The organism is Sphingobacterium multivorum (assembly GCF_900457465.1).
GTDB lineage: Bacteria > Bacteroidota > Bacteroidia > Sphingobacteriales > Sphingobacteriaceae > Sphingobacterium > Sphingobacterium multivorum.
Map to the genome: position 1 here is coordinate 13,996 of NZ_UAUU01000010.1, position 16,161 is coordinate 30,156.

The 16,161-nt window shown below is 40.8% G+C and carries 12 protein-coding genes and 1 pseudogene; 10 read left to right on the forward strand and 3 right to left on the reverse strand.

Annotated features, from left to right (window positions below; translation table 11 throughout):
• Position 1 precedes the first annotated feature (1 nt).
• From DTA23_RS16820 to DTA23_RS16830, 3 genes are all read left to right on the forward strand, one after another.
• Positions 2 to 1,501 (forward strand): Y-family DNA polymerase, encoded by a 1,500-nt coding sequence (locus DTA23_RS16820; protein WP_112375465.1) that lies wholly within the window; start codon positions 2 to 4, stop codon positions 1,499 to 1,501.
• A gap of 2 nt (positions 1,502 to 1,503) precedes the next feature.
• Positions 1,504 to 4,644 carry an error-prone DNA polymerase gene (locus tag DTA23_RS16825; RefSeq protein ID WP_112375466.1) on the forward strand — a complete coding sequence of 1,047 codons (3,141 nt, stop codon included), beginning with the start codon at positions 1,504 to 1,506 and terminating at the stop codon, positions 4,642 to 4,644.
• An 81-nt stretch (positions 4,645 to 4,725) separates the two neighbouring features.
• Positions 4,726 to 5,547, forward strand: coding sequence for a hypothetical protein (locus DTA23_RS16830; protein ID WP_112375467.1), 822 nt, complete (start codon positions 4,726 to 4,728; stop codon positions 5,545 to 5,547).
• A 508-nt stretch (positions 5,548 to 6,055) separates the two neighbouring features.
• Here the strand turns inward: DTA23_RS16830 and DTA23_RS16840 are convergent.
• Positions 6,056 to 7,135, reverse strand: a complete 1,080-nt coding sequence (locus DTA23_RS16840) for an MFS transporter (RefSeq protein ID WP_112375469.1) — start codon at positions 7,133 to 7,135, stop codon at positions 6,056 to 6,058.
• Positions 7,136 to 7,253: 118 nt separating this feature from the next.
• Here DTA23_RS16840 and DTA23_RS16845 point away from each other — a divergent pair, with 118 nt between their 5' ends.
• Positions 7,254 to 7,592, forward strand: coding sequence for a winged helix-turn-helix transcriptional regulator (locus DTA23_RS16845; protein WP_112375470.1), 339 nt, complete (start codon positions 7,254 to 7,256; stop codon positions 7,590 to 7,592).
• Between the two features lie 165 nt (positions 7,593 to 7,757).
• Here DTA23_RS16845 and DTA23_RS16850 read toward each other — a convergent pair whose 3' ends face one another.
• Positions 7,758 to 8,750, reverse strand: a complete 993-nt coding sequence (locus DTA23_RS16850; RefSeq protein WP_046673609.1) for a 2-hydroxyacid dehydrogenase — start codon at positions 8,748 to 8,750, stop codon at positions 7,758 to 7,760.
• A 175-nt stretch (positions 8,751 to 8,925) separates the two neighbouring features.
• On the opposite strand from DTA23_RS16850, the gene DTA23_RS16855 reads away from it, so the two are divergent.
• From DTA23_RS16855 to DTA23_RS16875, 6 genes are all read left to right on the forward strand, one after another.
• Positions 8,926 to 9,600, forward strand: a complete 675-nt coding sequence (locus DTA23_RS16855) for an NAD(P)H-dependent flavin oxidoreductase (protein WP_112375471.1) — start codon at positions 8,926 to 8,928, stop codon at positions 9,598 to 9,600.
• The gene (locus DTA23_RS27820; RefSeq protein ID WP_204991138.1) at positions 9,597 to 10,436 is read left to right on the forward strand and encodes a glycosyltransferase family 2 protein; all 840 of its coding nucleotides are present in this window, start codon (positions 9,597 to 9,599) and stop codon (positions 10,434 to 10,436) included. Before DTA23_RS16855 ends, DTA23_RS27820 begins: the two co-directional genes overlap by 4 nt.
• Positions 10,408 to 10,926 carry a glycosyltransferase family 2 protein gene (locus DTA23_RS27825; RefSeq protein WP_204991139.1) on the forward strand — a complete coding sequence of 173 codons (519 nt, stop codon included), beginning with the start codon at positions 10,408 to 10,410 and terminating at the stop codon, positions 10,924 to 10,926. The genes DTA23_RS27820 and DTA23_RS27825 overlap by 29 nt, the downstream gene beginning before the upstream one ends.
• 171 nt (positions 10,927 to 11,097) lie before the next feature.
• Entirely contained in the window at positions 11,098 to 12,630 is a 1,533-nt protein-coding gene (locus tag DTA23_RS16865; protein ID WP_112375472.1) for a YaiO family outer membrane beta-barrel protein, read from the forward strand.
• Position 12,631: 1 nt separating this feature from the next.
• Positions 12,632 to 14,848: a DUF4838 domain-containing protein gene (locus DTA23_RS16870; protein WP_112375473.1), complete on the forward strand. Its 2,217-nt coding sequence runs from the start codon at positions 12,632 to 12,634 to the stop codon at positions 14,846 to 14,848.
• A 129-nt stretch (positions 14,849 to 14,977) separates the two neighbouring features.
• A complete protein-coding gene (locus DTA23_RS16875; RefSeq protein WP_317192592.1) occupies positions 14,978 to 15,688 on the forward strand; it encodes an aquaporin in 711 nt (236 codons plus the stop codon).
• A 100-nt stretch (positions 15,689 to 15,788) separates the two neighbouring features.
• On the opposite strand, the pseudogene DTA23_RS16880 reads toward DTA23_RS16875, so the two are convergent.
• Positions 15,789 to 16,161, reverse strand: a pseudogene (locus DTA23_RS16880) (threonine aldolase); the annotation flags it as partial.

The following is a 16,161-nucleotide window of genomic DNA, read 5'->3' on the forward strand; positions in this document are numbered from 1 at the left end:
CATGAAAAAAAGATTTGCGTCCCTTTGGTTTCGTTACTTAAAAACAGATTGGCTTACCGTCTGTAAGCCACATTTGCAGGATGTTCCTGTTGTTTTGTCTGTCGCTGTGCAAGGAAAATTAATCGTTAGTGCGTGTAACGCATTTGAAGAGCAAGCGGGGATACACGCAGGTATGGCTATAGCAGATGCACGGGCATTTATTCCATCACTTAAAATCATCAAAGAGCAAGCTGGATTGGCTGAAAAATTACTCCATTCCATAGCAGATTGGTGCATAAGGTATACACCATGGGTTTCATTGGATGAGCCCGATGGAATTATGCTCGATATAAGTGGTTGTGCACATCTTTGGGGTGGAGAGGCAACTTACTTAACAAGTATTGTTTCTCAATTTAAACAACATGGTTATACTGTGCGCATGGGCATTGCTGATACCATTGGGGCCGCATGGGCTATCACACATTTTGGTTCTGAAAATACGATTATAAATGAACAGGCGCAGTCAGAGGCACTTTTTCCCTTGCACCCTGCAGCACTACGATTGGAAGAGGTTCAATTGAAAAGGTTGCAATCGCTTGGACTACAGTCAATAGGAAGTTTTGCAAAAATGCCGCGTTCAGTCTTGCGTAGAAGATTTGGTGACAGCCTATTACTTCGACTGGATCAGGCCATGGGGCTGGAAGATGAATTTGTTCTTCCTATAAAAGCTAATTTACCGTATGAAGAGCGATTACCTTGTTTCGAACCCATCTGTACAGCACATGGTATTGAACTGGCGCTGGAAGAGTTATTAAACAAGTTGTGTAAACGTTTGTCGGGAGAGGGGAAAGGATTACGTGCAGCTGAATTGAATTGCCACCGCGTGGATGGGAAATTAGAGACAATCAGCATTGAGACTAATCGTGCTACTGCCCAGGTCAAACATATCCTTCAATTATTTGCCATAAAGATTCCACATATTGAACCGGCATTGGGGATTGAATTATTTACTTTGGAGGTTTCTAAAGTTGAAATCGCAGATCCTATTCAGGAAAATCTTTGGAACAATAGAATTGGCCTCAAAAACCCGGCAGTTACCGAACTGTTAGATCGCTTGAAAAGCAGGGACGCCAATTGTGAGATTTCACGCTATGTTCCGTCTGCACATTACTGGCCCGAGCGATCCATGAAAATAGCGACTACACTAGATGAGGTTGCAACTGTTGACTGGCAAATGGCAAGACCACGTCCGACGCGATTATTGAAGGTTCCGGAACGTATTATTGTTACCGCTCCCATACCCGATTATCCCCCCATCTTGTTCCGTTATAAGGGAGACACCTATACGATCAGAAAAGCAGATGGCCCCGAACGTATTGAGCGTGAATGGTGGATTGATCCAGGCGAACATCGGGATTACTATGCGGTAGAAGATCTGCAAGGCCGGCGTTTTTGGCTGTATCGTTCGGGGCATTATGACGGGCATACGGATCAATGGTTTATACACGGTTTTTTTGCTTAAGCATGGGCTATTGTGAATTACAGATAACAAGTAATTTTAGTTTTCTCGAAGGTGCTTCACACCCTGAGGAACTGATCGAAAGGGCTGCTCAATTAGGGTATCATGCTGTTGCAGTAACCGACCGTAATAGCCTTGCTGGGATCGTTCGTGCGCATATCGAGGCTAAGAAAGTAGGTATACGACTTATTCCTGCCTGTCGTTTAGATTTACAGGATGGCCCAAGTTTATTGGCCTACCCAACAGATAAAGAGGCTTATGGCCGACTCTCAACATTGTTAACTCTTGGAAATTTAAGGACCGAAAAAGGAAAATGCGAGTTATATAAAAACGATGTATTTCAATACGCTGAAGGGATTATATTCATTATTTGTCCACCTGAAAAATTGGTGTTGGGGTTTGAGCTTGAACATTCATTTATTGAGTTTGTTCAGGAATGTCAACAGCATCTCCAGGGCTATCTTAATCTAGGAATAAAAAAACTCTATCGTGGGGATGATGCTAAATTATTGTTTCGGATAAATCAGCTGGGCGAACAATTGGATATCCCGAGGGTGGTACTTGGTGATGTATATTATCATGTCCCTGAAAGGCGTGAATTGCAGGATATTTTAACCTGCATTCGTGAAAAATGTACGATACATACGGCTGGATTTCATTTACATCCTAATGCGGAGCGTTATCTCAAATCAATACCTGAAGTTGAACGTTTGTTTAGGCTGTATCCTGAGGCCGTAGCACAGAGTGTAAAAATAGCCAATGCTTGTCGTTTTGCCCTAGATGATTTGAAGTACATCTATCCAGATGAATTATCATCCCATGGTCGAACGACGCAGGAGGAATTAACTTATTTAACCTGGGAAGGGGCAAAAAAACGATTTGATGGTGATATTCCAGCAACAGTTCGTGAAACGATTCAAATGGAACTTGATTTTATCGAACGCAAAAATTATGCTTCTTATTTTTTAACTGTATACGATTATGTCCGGTTTGCAAAGGAAAAAGGAATTTTATGCCAGGGACGTGGATCGGCAGCAAATTCTACGGTCTGTTACTGTTTGGGCATTACTTCTGTTGACCCATCAAAATACAGGCTTTTATTTGCACGATTTATGTCCGATGCACGCGATGAACCGCCGGACATAGACGTCGACTTTGAACATGAGCGTCGAGAAGAAGTGATCCAGTATATTTATGAGAAATATGGTCGAAATCGTGCTGCTATCGTAGCAACTGTCACACAGGTCCGCTCCAAAGGCGCAATACGTGATGTTGGCAAGGCGATGGGGCTTTCCATGGATGCGGTAGGGCGTTTAGCAGGGGTAGTGAGTAGCCATTGGGACGATGATATCAATTTGGAACGTTTGGTTGAACAGGGCTTTAATCCCGAAGATCAACATTTGCGAAAAATTCTCGAATTGACGCACCAATATATTGGCTTTCCACGTCAATTGGGGCAGCATACGGGCGGCTTTGTTATTACGCAAGGTAATTTGCATGAGCTTTGTCCCTTAATAAATGCCCGCATGGATAATCGGACAAATCTCGAATGGAATAAAGATGATCTTGAGGCACTGGGTTTTCTAAAGGTTGATGTACTTGCTTTGGGGATGTTGACCTGTATACGCAAAGCTTTTGACCTCGCTAAAAAGCATTATGGAAAAGAGCTTACCCTGGCTGATATTGGGGCAAAAGACGATCCAAAGGTTTACGATATGATCTGTCATGCGGATACCTTAGGTGTATTCCAGATCGAAAGCCGGGCCCAGATGTCGATGTTGCCGCGATTAAAACCGCGCGAATTTTATGATCTGGTTATTGAGGTGGCTATCGTACGGCCTGGACCAATACAAGGCGATATGGTGCATCCTTATTTGCGTCGGCGAAATAAAGAGGAAGATGTCGATTATCCAAGTACAGAGATCCAAACCATTCTTGAAAAAACCTTGGGCGTCCCCCTTTTTCAGGAGCAGGCCATGGAAATTGCCATTGTTGCTGCGGGATTTACTCCTGCAGAGGCCGACGAATTGCGCCGAAGCATGGCTACATTCAAAGCCAAAGGGCAGGTGTCGACTTTTCACAAAAAGATGGTCGATGGTATGGTAAAGAAAAACTATACGGAAGAGTTTGCAAATCGAGTTTTTAAGCAATTGGAAGGTTTTGGCAGTTACGGTTTTCCAGAGAGTCACGCAGCGTCTTTTGCATTACTGGTGTATGTGTCCTCATGGCTTAAGTATTACTATCCGGATATTTTTGCAGCATCCTTACTCAATAGTCAGCCCATGGGGTTCTATCAGCCAGCACAAATTGTTATTGATGCACAGAAACACGGTGTAAAAGTACGTCCTATTGATATCAATCATTCTTTGTGGGACAATACCTTAGAAGGAGAAATTGGAAAACCACATGACCTTCGATTAGGCTTACGTCAGATCAAAGGATTTTCAATGGAAGAGGCTGCTGTGCTGACACAAGGTCGGCAGTCCGCTTATGCATCCATTACTGGTATGATGGATGTTGGACTATCTCTTAATGCGTTGGAGAAGTTAGCTGATGCAGATGCCTTTACATCATTAGGTATTGACCGTCGGCAAGCACTTTGGGAAATTACAGCATTGGCGGATCGTCCGATTGCATTATTTGAAGGTCAACCCTCTGAAAGTATAGTAGAAGGACAGATCGAACTGCCATTGCTCACGAAAAGCCAACATGTAGTGGCCGACTATGCAAGAACCTCGCTATCCATTAAAGCACATCCCGTGAGTTTCTTGCGCGGTAAGCTTGATCTACTCCATGTCGTGCCCACAGCAAAATTAGGTCTGATCAAAAATAATATACTCGTGAAAATATGCGGATTGATTACGGTTAGACAACGACCAGGAACCTCTAAAGGTGTTTTATTTATCACCATTGAAGATGATACCGGTTTTGCAAATATTGTCGTTTGGAGTACTGTATTTGAAAAATATCGAAAAGAAATTCTTCGCGCAAAACTCCTGATGGTCGCGGGTAAAATTCAAGTTGAAGGAGAGGTTATTCATGTAATAGCAGAACGATGCTTTGATATGTCAGGTTTGTTAAAAGATCTGACAACAGATGGCGACGATGCTGCAGGTATTTTTCATAAGGGAAGAAATTTTCATTGATCTTTCATTTATTAATCTGATTTTTGATCTAAAATGTTTCAGTGCTAATCATAACGAAGCAATCCATAGAAATTAAACGGTATGACTAAAAATATTCTCGTAAATACAATCGAAATTGATAAAGCAACTATTCGTGAATTAATTAAACAGGGCGATGTCAATGCCGCAATTGATCTGGTTGCCACAGCGGCAAATGTAAAGTATAAAGCTGCCCGGGATATAGTGCAAATGTTTCAAGAAGATCATATTGATCTTTTTGATGGTAAAGACTTATTTTTAGGCGATTATGACCGGATTGAACATCGTGACGATGCTGACAGAGCAGATCACAAAAGATCTACATTTTTGGAAGTGGAAACAAATGAGCATGGCCGGACCAGTATTTGGAAGGCACTTTTTATTTTTTCTGTCCTTGCACTATTTGCTTTTGTTATCTTAAATTACGTTGTTGGTTTTAATCAAATAGGACATCATATTTCAGAACTTACGCAGTTATTCGATAAAAATGAAAGCTCAGCTGCTGCAGATGCTGACACATCCAAACAAAATATCGCCTTAAGTGTTGGAGCCACCCAGGTGGACGATGTTGAAGACCTCCATCCCGTTGATACAAATCTCTTACCAATGGATGTGAGGCAGGCCGAAATAGCACGAATATATCAGGCTCAGTTCGACCGATTGAACCCCGCAAAACATTCGCCAACGGATGAAGATGCACAGCTTGCTTTAATTCACCTTACCAAAGGACGGTTGACGGACCTTATTATTCAACAAAAATTAAGTGTAAAAATAGGGAAGTGTTATGAAAACCTGGCTATGAAAGATAAGGGAACTTGCGTGAGTTGCATGATACTACTTTATAATAGAACGCAGAAAAAATGGCAAGAAGCACCCGATGGGTAAAATTTCCTGCGTAATGCTTATGACTTTTACTTGTCCCCTGATTCAGATTTGTGGGAAGCTGGTCCCTTGAGTATGCGCATACCCTATGATTATGCTTTAGTGAACAAATATAAGGCAGCAAATTAGCGGCCTTAACCCTTATATAAAATAAGATAAAACAGCTAAACCCCATACAAATTACCTACTATTTTATCTTTTGTGAAGGTAAATAAGCTATTGCACCTAGGACAAATAAGAGCAATATGACCGATAGTGGGATCGAGTAGCCATAAGCTGATGAAATATGCTGCCAAATGAAAAATTTATTTTCTTTTTGATGTAGAAATACACCGACGATAAATGTGATTCCCAGGCATATTGATAATTGTTGTATCATAAGATAGATGGCAGATCCGACTGAAATTAATTTTTCATTGAGGTCTTTTAAGGCAAGAGTCATTAATGCAGGTAGTACACTACCGCAACCAATGCCGTAAAAAAAAGAACAGGGTATGTATCTGGTAGTTATTTAAAAGCATCCTATTAAAAATGAAAAGATGTGCAACCAATCCAAAATCATGATGCCTAATCCATAAAGCACCACAATTTTTCCATGACGCTGGATCAACTTGCTGACCATAACGCTTGCCAATACATAACCTATACCTTGATAAACAAAGGCAATTCCGGTCATTGTTGCTGTATAATTCTTTTGATTTTGAAGGTAATTGGAATTTATGATAAAATAAGCGTCCTGTACCATATAGTAGGCTAATGCGGCCAGCAGACCCAAATTGAAAACCCGATTATTGAATAAGGTGAAATTGAGTACGCTAGGATAGCCCATCTTTTCTAATTTACGCTGTTTTTTTAGAAATAGCTGGACAAAAACAAGCGTTGTTCCCAGGACCAGCAGTGACCATATTGGCCATTTCAAGTCAGGCCCCATGATTAATGGAAAAATTATTCCCATTAAAAGCGTAAATAATGTTACCATTGGTTTAAAAGAAACAGCGGATTTAACGTAGACTTGATCGTTAGCTGTATAACGATAGACAGCAAAGCAGGCGACCACCCCAATGGGAACATTAATTAAAAAGATAAGACGCCAGCTTTCATGTATCCAGGTCTGGTCGGGAAGTATTCCGCCCAATAATTGACCGATGACAGAAGCGATGCCTGCTATACTCCCATAAATACCCAATGCCATTGATCTCTTCTCGGGATTTTCAAAACGTAAGGTGATCAATGCGATACCCTGTGGAACCATCAATCCAGAACTAATCCCTTGGATCAATCTTCCGGCCAATAAAATGTAAAGATTATCGGCTAAGCCACATAAAAGAGAGGCTACTGTAAAACCAGCCATGCCAATTAAATATAATTTCTTCTTTCCATAATGATTTCCGGCATTCCCTGCATTGATTAGAAGACTTGTGTAACCAATGATATAAAGTATTATGATCCATTGCGTATCACTATTGCGTAGATGTAGCGCATGTTGAACCGTGGGAAGAGAAACATTAATGATAAAAAGATCGATGACGAAAAGAAATATACCCGTTGAAAGGAGGAAAATATGAAGTAGATCCTTAATTTGAAAGCGCATATAGAAAGTTTTTAATAATTTTACGATTAAAAATAGTTTGGATATTTTTTGCAATCAAGTAGTTATAAATGATGTACTTGGTATGTTTTTATGAACTAATGGTCAGTATGGGGAGATTATGAAGGAAAAAAAAAGTGAAAATTTTGGAGCCTGTTGTGATGTCAACGGAATTTTTAAGATAATTGGCGGAAAATGGAAAGTTTTGCTCATTAAGGCTGTTGCCAAACAATGCCCCAAAAGATTTGGAGAACTACGGCGGGAAATGGAAGATCTGGCGCAAACGACCTTGACCGTTCAACTCCGTGAGCTCGAACGTGATGGTATTTTATGTAGACAGATTTATGCTGAATCTCCACCACGTGTGGAGTATAAACTTAGCGAATTAGGTAAAACTTTACTGCCGGTCATTGAAAGACTTGATGAGTGGTGGTGTGATTACAAACGCGAAAGGGGATAGGCATTTAGTTTATATTCCCTTTCGCTACTCATTTTTGCTGATGCCTAATGAGACAATTGTACCGATGATACAACAGTTTGCATCCATTCTGTTTCTTTAAAAGGTGCATTTAGCCACAACATTGCTAACAGCGCTACCTCAAAATAAATTTGATGGGAAGTCTTGTTAAAGCATGACCTCGGCGTCAGTGATTCCTTTGGTTGATAGGTCTGAGATGCTCCTTAGTGTTCTTTGCGAAATTTCGGTTAATGCTTCTGTGGTGAAAAAAGCTTGGTGTGCCGTCACTAAGACATTCGGATAACTCATCAATAATTGTATTGTTTCATCTTCAATAATTGTTGTCGATAAGTCTTTAAAAAACAACTTTTCCTCTTGTTCATAGACATCAATACCCAGTAAACCAATTTTTCGTTCTTTGAGTGCTTTAATGACATCTTGGGTGTTGATCAGATTGCCTCTGCTTGTATTAATAATAGTAACGCCGTCTTTCATTTTCCCCAATGACTCGCTATTGATGAGGTAGTGGTTCTCGGAGGTTAGGGGACAATGAAGTGAAATGATATCTGATTCTTTAAAGAGCTCATCCAATGATTTGTAATTGACACCCTGTGTTGTAAGCTGCTGATCGGGATATAAGTCATAGGCAATTATTTCTGCCCCAAATCCCAATGCAATTTTGATAAAGGCCTTTCCAATTTTCCCCGTTCCAATAACGCCAATTTTTTTCTGGTGAAGATTAAATCCTAAAAGGCCATTCAATGCAAAATTTTGCTCCCTTACGCGGTTATAGGCTTTATGGGTTTTACGATTCAATGTCAATAACATTGCCATTGTATGCTCTGCAACTGCTTCTGGGGAATAAGCCGGGACCCGACATACCTGAATGCCAAACTCCTTTGCCGCCTCCAGGTCAACATTGTTAAAACCAGCACAGCGTAATGCAATCAGTTCGACACCTTTTTGAGCAAGTACTTCAATCACTTGTCGGTTTAGTTTATCATTGACAAATGCGCAGACCACTTTCTCATCTTCAATAGCATTGACAATATGTGGACCTAAATGCGTTTCAAAAAAATTAAACTGAAATCCGTAAGCGCTGTTTTCCTGTTCAAAGAATAATTTGTCGTATGGTTTAGTCGAAAAGAAGGCGATTTTCATAAAATTGTTTGTTACGTAATAGAATACCATAAATATACAGTATAAATAGCTTATTTGGAACTTCCGTTGTAGGATGTTTCCCAATTGTTATCACATCATTTAACAAAAAATAAGCTAAATTAGACGCATTACATCGATCGTTATACAAATTTTAAGACTATTAAATTGTCCCGATATGCAGTGGTCAAATCAACTCACAAGATCAATAGGTATTGAATATCCGATTATCCAAGCTCCAATGTTTGGTGTTACGACACCAGAAATGGTCATTGCAGCCTCGCGTGCTGGAGCGCTCGGTTCGTTATCTTTGGGTGATCTGCCGCCAGAACGTTGCAGCGAACTTATTCGTTTGACTGCCGAAAATCTAAAGCGGCCTTTCGCGGTCAATATTTTTGTCAATAATATTCCCAAGGTTTCATTCGATTTAAGGAAACAGTATAGTGAAACAAAAACTTTCGTGGAGCAATTAGCCGCGCAGCACGACTTGAAAGTAACCTTACCCGAGCTTGATAGTATCCATTTGACCGATTACAGGGAACAGATTGACGTAATCATCACCCATCGGTGTAAAGTTGTGAGTTTTACGTTTGGAAATTTGGATACAGAAAGTATAAAACGATTGAAAGACAATGATGTTACTCTTATTGGTACATGCACCTCGGTGGCAGAAGCAATCGCTTTGGAAGAATCTGACATTGACATCATCTGTGTACAGGGACTAGAAGCAGGGGGACATCGCGGAAGTTTTGACGAGACTCCAATAAGCTTATACGTTATGTTAGTCACCCTATGGTTCACTATATATAGATTGCTAGGTATTGGTTCCATAACACAAAAGTATTGCATATGAAACATTTTATATTTTCAATAGAATTTGTTTTCGGATTTTATTGTCTCTTGCTGTTGATTGTATACGTCATGTTGTTTCGGATGTCATCCATATCGATCCGGAAGAATCTTCGTATGATTGTATACGTCATGTTGTTTCGGATGTCATCCATATCGATCCGGAAGAATCTTCGTAAGAGAAATTCCCGACGTGTGCAGACATTAATGGAGTCTGAAATTGCTCCAGGGGTAAGTATTGTCGCACCAGCATATAATGAATCGGTTACAATCGTGAACAATGTACGTTCGCTGATGACACTGTTTTACTCCAGATACGAGGTCGTTATTGTGAATGATGGCAGTAAAGATGATACATTGGAGAAGCTCATTAAAGAGTTTGATCTGGTCCAGGTAGACTTTTTGGTTGACTATTTGGTGCCATGTAAGGAGATTAAAGCAATCTACAAATCCAGGGACATCTCTCATAAACGACTAACGATCGTTGATAAAATAAACGGGGGTAGTAAGGCCGATGCGGTAAATGCTGGAATTAATGTAGCTTCCTTTCCTTATATTTTAAATACCGATGTGGATTGTGTACTCGCCAATGACACCCTGGTTCAATTAATCGAAGCTGTACTGGATTCGAAGGAACGTGTAATCGCTGTGGGCGCAACACTACGGATGTCAAACTCCAGTTATGTGGATTCCGGTATGTTGGTGGAAGCTGCATTACCCAAACCCATATTGGCCCGTTTTCAGGAAATGGAATACATTCGATCATACCTGTTGGGTAAAATGGGCTGGAATTACCTCAACTGTATTCCCAATGTTTCTGGGGGGATTGGGATTGTTTGATAAAGAGATTCTCATTGCTGCGGGCGGATATGATTCTAATTCCTTGGGCGAGGATATGGAGATGGTAACCAGAATGTGTATGACCATGTGTGACAATAACCAAAAATACGAGGTCAAGTATATTCCGCAGACGCTCTGTTGGACTGAGGGGCCTGACAGCCTCAAGATGTTAACGCGTCAACGTGTACGCTGGGCGCGGGGTTTGATGCAAATTATGCGCACACATCGTAAGGCCTTTTTTAATCCAAAGTACAAAAGGTTTGGACTCATCGTTTTTCCATACAATGCCATTTTCGAATTTTTTGCCCCTATTATGGAGATTTTAGGTATTTTCTTTTATATCTACCTCATCCTAACACATGGCATTAATTGGCCAATGGCTATTCTTTTATTGATCTTCGTCTATATGTTTTCGGTCTTTCTGACAAGTTTTTCCATTTTACTGGACAATTATGTCTATAAATATTACAAACGGCGAAAATATATATAAGGTTATGCCTCACCGCATTTATAGAACCATTTGTTTATCATCCCATTATCGTTTATAGCTCGCTTAAGGGCTATGTCCAAGAACTTTTTGGGAAAAAGCATGCCTGGGGGGAAATGACGCGAAAAGGCACCTTAACTCCTTTGCCCTCTGATCACATTAAAAAGTAGAAAAATGAAAAAATTAATCCTATCTGCGCTAATTTTTTGTTTGCTATTTTTGTCGCAAGTTGTACATGCGCAGGTTAACTGGCAAAATAAAACATACGACTTTGACAGCTTGGTTCCAAAAGCCGCTGGCTACCTGCGAGCAGGAAGAGTGGGGGAATCCATTGCATTGAGCCAAACCGTATTATCAAAATATCCTAAATACACGGATTTTAGGTATATCTTGGGATTGAGCTATCAGAAGATGGGGCGAGCCGACTGGGCGATTCCCTATTTTGAAGCAGTGGTTTCGAGCGAGCCGAGCTACAGAGATGCGTATCTTTCATTAGCTGCACTATATGAGTCTTCTAATCAGCCTGAAAAAGCAACGATTACCTGGCAATCCGCAAGTAAACGGTTTCCGATGGACGCTGAAATCATCAGGTTGTATAGCGAATTTGAACATAGGAAGTTAACACGTGACCGTGATGCGTGCATCGATATCTGGTATAAAAGGGGACGGAATTTCGTCGAAAAGGGAGATGTATTTCAAGCATTGGCTTATTCGGACAGTATACAACATGCTGATCCTGCAGACAATCGTTTCTTATACCTGCGATCAAGTGCTTTTATGACGAATAGAGAATACGGGAAAGCGAAGACTGATTTCGAAACTTTATGGAGCAGAGGTGACAGTTCGATTTTTGTTACCGAACAATTAGCAAACATTGCCGCACTAAACAAAGATTATTCAACGGCATTGGGTTATATGAATCAGCTGGTAGCGAAGATACCAGAAAATGTACAATATCAGCATTTGACCAAAGTTTACCGCGAGAATATGCCTTATAAGTTTTATATTGGAGCAAATCATATGCAAAGTTCGCAAGATCGGCCAAATGGACATTTCTTTATTTCAGGTCTGGAATATGGCCAAAAATTAGGGGAGAAAAATACACTTATCGGACAGTTTAATAACGGGAATAGACGTGGTGAGAAAGGTTATCAGGTCGGTTTGGATGCTTGGCTTAACTACAGTAAAAATATATATGCCTATCACCAGATAGCTTGGGCTGATGGTAGTGTTTTTCCAACATGGCGCGCATCTTATAGCCTATATCGGGAAGCGGGATTGTGGCTCTTCGATTTCGGAGGAAGGTATGTTCGTGCAAATGACAATACAAATAATTACGGACTTGTCGCTTCGGCAGGCCGATATTTTGGGCCAACTTTTGTCTATTTAAGGGGATTTTTGTTACGTGATGAACAGCGATGGAACCAAGCCTACTCCCTCGCGATCCGACATTATTATAACAGTGAAAAACCGGATTCCTATGTCACACTAATCGGTAATGTGGGGACTTCGCCAGATGATCCATCGCGTTATCAATTCCTAAACAACCGTTTCAATTTTTTATCCCGATCAATTAATGCAGGCTGGCAACATCGCATAGATGCTTGGGGTTTTACACTCATGGGCGGTTGGAGCTATTACAAAGTTGCTGAAAATAGATTTATGAACCAGTATGATCTAAATCTATCATTAAGGAGATATTTTTAATATGATGTGGAAGTTTATGTTAGGTCTATTGTCTTTGGTAACGATAGTTCAGGGTAAGGAAAGAATGGTATTGGTGGACAATGGGAAAACGGATTATGTCATCCAGGCGGATGCAAATGATCCTGTTGTACAAAAAGCTGCTGCGGTGATAAACACCTTTACAAAAGAAAGCACAGGTGTAGATTTTGCAATACAAGCCAAAGTTGATGATACACATGCCATTATTTTGGAAAGAAGCCCAATAACAAATGCGTCCCCTGAAGACAGTTATTCGATTGAAGCTGTAGGAAAAAATATTTACATCAAAGGAAGTGGTAGAGGTGTAATATTTGCGGCGTACCGTTATGTCAGGGATGTTATTGGTGGGCGAAAGTGGTATACAGGTAAAGAAAGTACCGATGTTCCAAAGTGTACTGCGTTATATGTGGATGCCGATTTAAAAATCTTTTCAAAGCCTAATTTTCAATTTAGAGAAGTTTATTTCCCTGTGGAATTGGATCAGGAGTACATGGACTGGTATGGCCTACATAATTTGGAAGATAGATGGGGGGACTGGGGCCATACCTTCAGTAAAATATTGCCACCATCGATTTACTTTAAAGATCATCCGGAATATTACGCGCTGTATGATGGGAAGCGCCAACCGATTCAGCTCTGTCTTTCCAATGAAGAAGTTTTTACTCATACAGTCGCTTACTTTAAGAAAAGGATGCTTGAAAATCCAACGGCTATCTATTGGTCCATAGCAGCCAATGACGACATTGGAAGCTGTACTTGCGATCTTTGCCAAGCCATTGATAAGCGCGAAGGAGGAGCACAGGGCTCCTTGATCCACTTTGTGAATAGGGTGGCCGGAAAATTTCCAGACAAGAAATTTACGACGCTGGCGTATCTCGAATCGGCTAATGCTCCAGCGCATTTTCGCGTCGCAGATAATGTTTCGGTTATATTAAGTAATATCGATGCTTTTCGGAAAAATGATATCAGTAGTGAATATTCTGCAGCAACTTTCCGTAGACAATTGGGCGCTTGGAAATCGAAAGCGAAGCATGTGTTTGTATGGGATTATTTGACTCAGTTTACCAATTATCTTGCCCCATTCCCCATTCAAGTAACGATGCAGAAAAGCATGCAATATTTGAAAGGACAAGGGGTAGAAGGGGTATTCTTACAAGGTGGCGGAGCGACCTATAGTGATATGGCGGAGTTAAATGCTTATATTTTGGCTAACCTTGCCTGGGATACAGATGGTCGTTCAGAAGAGCAATTGACAGATGAATTTATTGAGGGCTATTATGGTAAGGCTGCGCCATTTATTAAGAAATATCTCGATCTGCGAAGAAATCACTTGCCTGGAGCTTCCTCCGCTTTGTCGATTTATGGAAATCCAATTGATAATAGAAAGGATTTTTTGAGTCCCGAAGCTATGGATCAATACAGTACATTGTTAGAAAAAGCTGAAATTGCAAGTGAAGGAAATCCTTTATTAGAATCGCGTATTAGACGTGTCGGTTTAGGCTTGGATTACACCTACTTGCAACAAGCACGGTTCTATGGTCCGCATCAGCATGGTATCTTTGAGCAAGACGGCGACCATTGGGTTGTAAGACCTAATGTAAGCCGTAAAGTCACTCAATTTATTAAAGACGCCAAAAGGCTGGGGGTAATAGAATTTGCCGAAGGGGGGGCGTCACCTGATGCTTATGCAAAAGAATGGAGCGAAATATTCAATGCTGGAGTCAGAACGAACAAAGCTTCCCAAGCAAGTATAAAACTGAAAAATCCATTCGATCCTTCCTTCCCTGCCAATGGTCTGGAAACCCTCTCCGATAGTGTCCCAGGATACATGGATTATAGCTACAACTGGTTGCTATGGAATGGGGAGCCGATGGATATTACGTTTGATTTTGAACAGGAAAAACACATCGATACAATTGAGCTTAATTTTCTAAAGGATGTCCGACATTGGATATTTTCACCAAAGGAAGTCCGCATTTCGGTATCCAAAAATGGCGAAGATTTTCAAGATGTGCTGCTGAGGAAACTTGAATCTCAGGAGGAAGATTATACAGTTGAGAAGGTTCGCTATCGAGCTGTGATAAACGACCGTGTTAAGGTCATTCGAGTCTATGCTGAGCCCTTAGCAAAATTACCTGAATGGAGGTATCATCCGAAACGGAACGCGCTTATAGCCTGTGATGAAATATGGATAAACTGATGTTGAAGATGTATCTATAGAACTGATTTTAATAGTGTGTGAATATTGTTCTACAATAAATTTTTTAGTGCTTTAATTTAATACGGAAAATGATTAAATTAGAGTTAACTAAGTTATAAACAGATTCATATGGAAATTAAAACATCTTCAAAATTTGTTGCCGAACTAATTGGAACATTTGGTTTGGTACTTTTTGGTTGTGGAGCTGCCGCTATTGCAGGGGCCAATACCACAGCTGGACTTTCTGGCCTTGGCCTTTTGGGTATTGCAGTTGCCTTCGGCCTTTCGGTCGTGGTTTTTGCTTATGCGATCGGAGGAATCTCAGGTTGTCATATCAATCCTGCCGTTACGGTTGGTGTATTATTGGCGGGTAAAATGTCTGCTAAGGATGCAATTGTGTATATCATTGATCAATTTATTGGCGCACTTTTGGGAGCATTTGTTCTTCAACAGATTTTGAGTGGACAGCTGGCCGGCTTTACTGCAGGTGAATGGGCCTATGGCTCCAACGGATGGGGAAAGGGTTATCAAAACGAGTATGGTACTGCTTCTGCCTTTCTGATCGAAGCAGTGTTAACGTTTCTTTTTCTATTTGTGATATTAGCGACAACCTCTAAAGTAGGTAACAGTACAATGGCTGGACTTGCAATCGGTTTTACACTGCTATTAATCCACCTCGTTGCTATCCCTGTAACGGGTACATCCGTTAACCCAGCACGTTCATTTGGTCCTGCCATTTTAGCGGGGGGGGCAAGCTTTGTCTCAGCTATGGTTATTTATCGTTGCGCCGCTCGTGGGTGCTGCAGTTGCAGCGGTTGTTTGGAAAGCGTTGGAACCTAAAGACTAATTTTTTTCATTTTATCGGATGCGTCCAATGGGTACAACATACCTATTGGACGCTTTCATTTAGGAGTGATTAATAAGCCTAGAGGTCGGATCACTAAGATTTCAATATGGCCTCCATAAAACTTGCAACCTGCTCCTCGTCGGTGGCCCAGGAGGTAATCAGGCGAATAGCAGCATAATCATTATCTATTTCCTTCCAAATATAAAACTGGTATTTCTGACTCAATGTCTCTATGACAGATTTGGGTAAAATCGGGAAAATTTGATTAGTGGTTGAGTCTGTCAAAAATGAATGGCCTTTTTCTTTGATCACCTGAGCGATCCGCATAGCGTAGGAATTTGCTTTTTGCGCTAGTTCAAAATATAAATCATCTTTAAAGAGCTCGAGAAACTGAATGGATAAAACCCGGCCCTTGGCAAGCAAAGCGCCCTTCTGCTTGATTGCATAGTCAAAATCCAGTGCCAAT

Coding starts and splice junctions, on each gene's coding strand:
- DTA23_RS16820 (WP_112375465.1), top strand. CDS start 2: ATGAAAAAAAGATTTGCGTCCCTTTGGTTTCGTTACTTAAAAACAGAT.
- DTA23_RS16825 (WP_112375466.1), top strand. CDS start 1,504: ATGGGCTATTGTGAATTACAGATAACAAGTAATTTTAGTTTTCTCGAA.
- DTA23_RS16830 (WP_112375467.1), top strand. CDS start 4,726: ATGACTAAAAATATTCTCGTAAATACAATCGAAATTGATAAAGCAACT.
- DTA23_RS16840 (WP_112375469.1), bottom strand. CDS start 7,135: ATGCGCTTTCAAATTAAGGATCTACTTCATATTTTCCTCCTTTCAACG.
- DTA23_RS16845 (WP_112375470.1), top strand. CDS start 7,254: ATGAAGGAAAAAAAAAGTGAAAATTTTGGAGCCTGTTGTGATGTCAAC.
- DTA23_RS16850 (WP_046673609.1), bottom strand. CDS start 8,750: ATGAAAATCGCCTTCTTTTCGACTAAACCATACGACAAATTATTCTTT.
- DTA23_RS16855 (WP_112375471.1), top strand. CDS start 8,926: ATGCAGTGGTCAAATCAACTCACAAGATCAATAGGTATTGAATATCCG.
- DTA23_RS27820 (WP_204991138.1), top strand. CDS start 9,597: ATGAAACATTTTATATTTTCAATAGAATTTGTTTTCGGATTTTATTGT.
- DTA23_RS27825 (WP_204991139.1), top strand. CDS start 10,408: ATGTTTCTGGGGGGATTGGGATTGTTTGATAAAGAGATTCTCATTGCT.
- DTA23_RS16865 (WP_112375472.1), top strand. CDS start 11,098: ATGAAAAAATTAATCCTATCTGCGCTAATTTTTTGTTTGCTATTTTTG.
- DTA23_RS16870 (WP_112375473.1), top strand. CDS start 12,632: ATGATGTGGAAGTTTATGTTAGGTCTATTGTCTTTGGTAACGATAGTT.
- DTA23_RS16875 (WP_317192592.1), top strand. CDS start 14,978: ATGGAAATTAAAACATCTTCAAAATTTGTTGCCGAACTAATTGGAACA.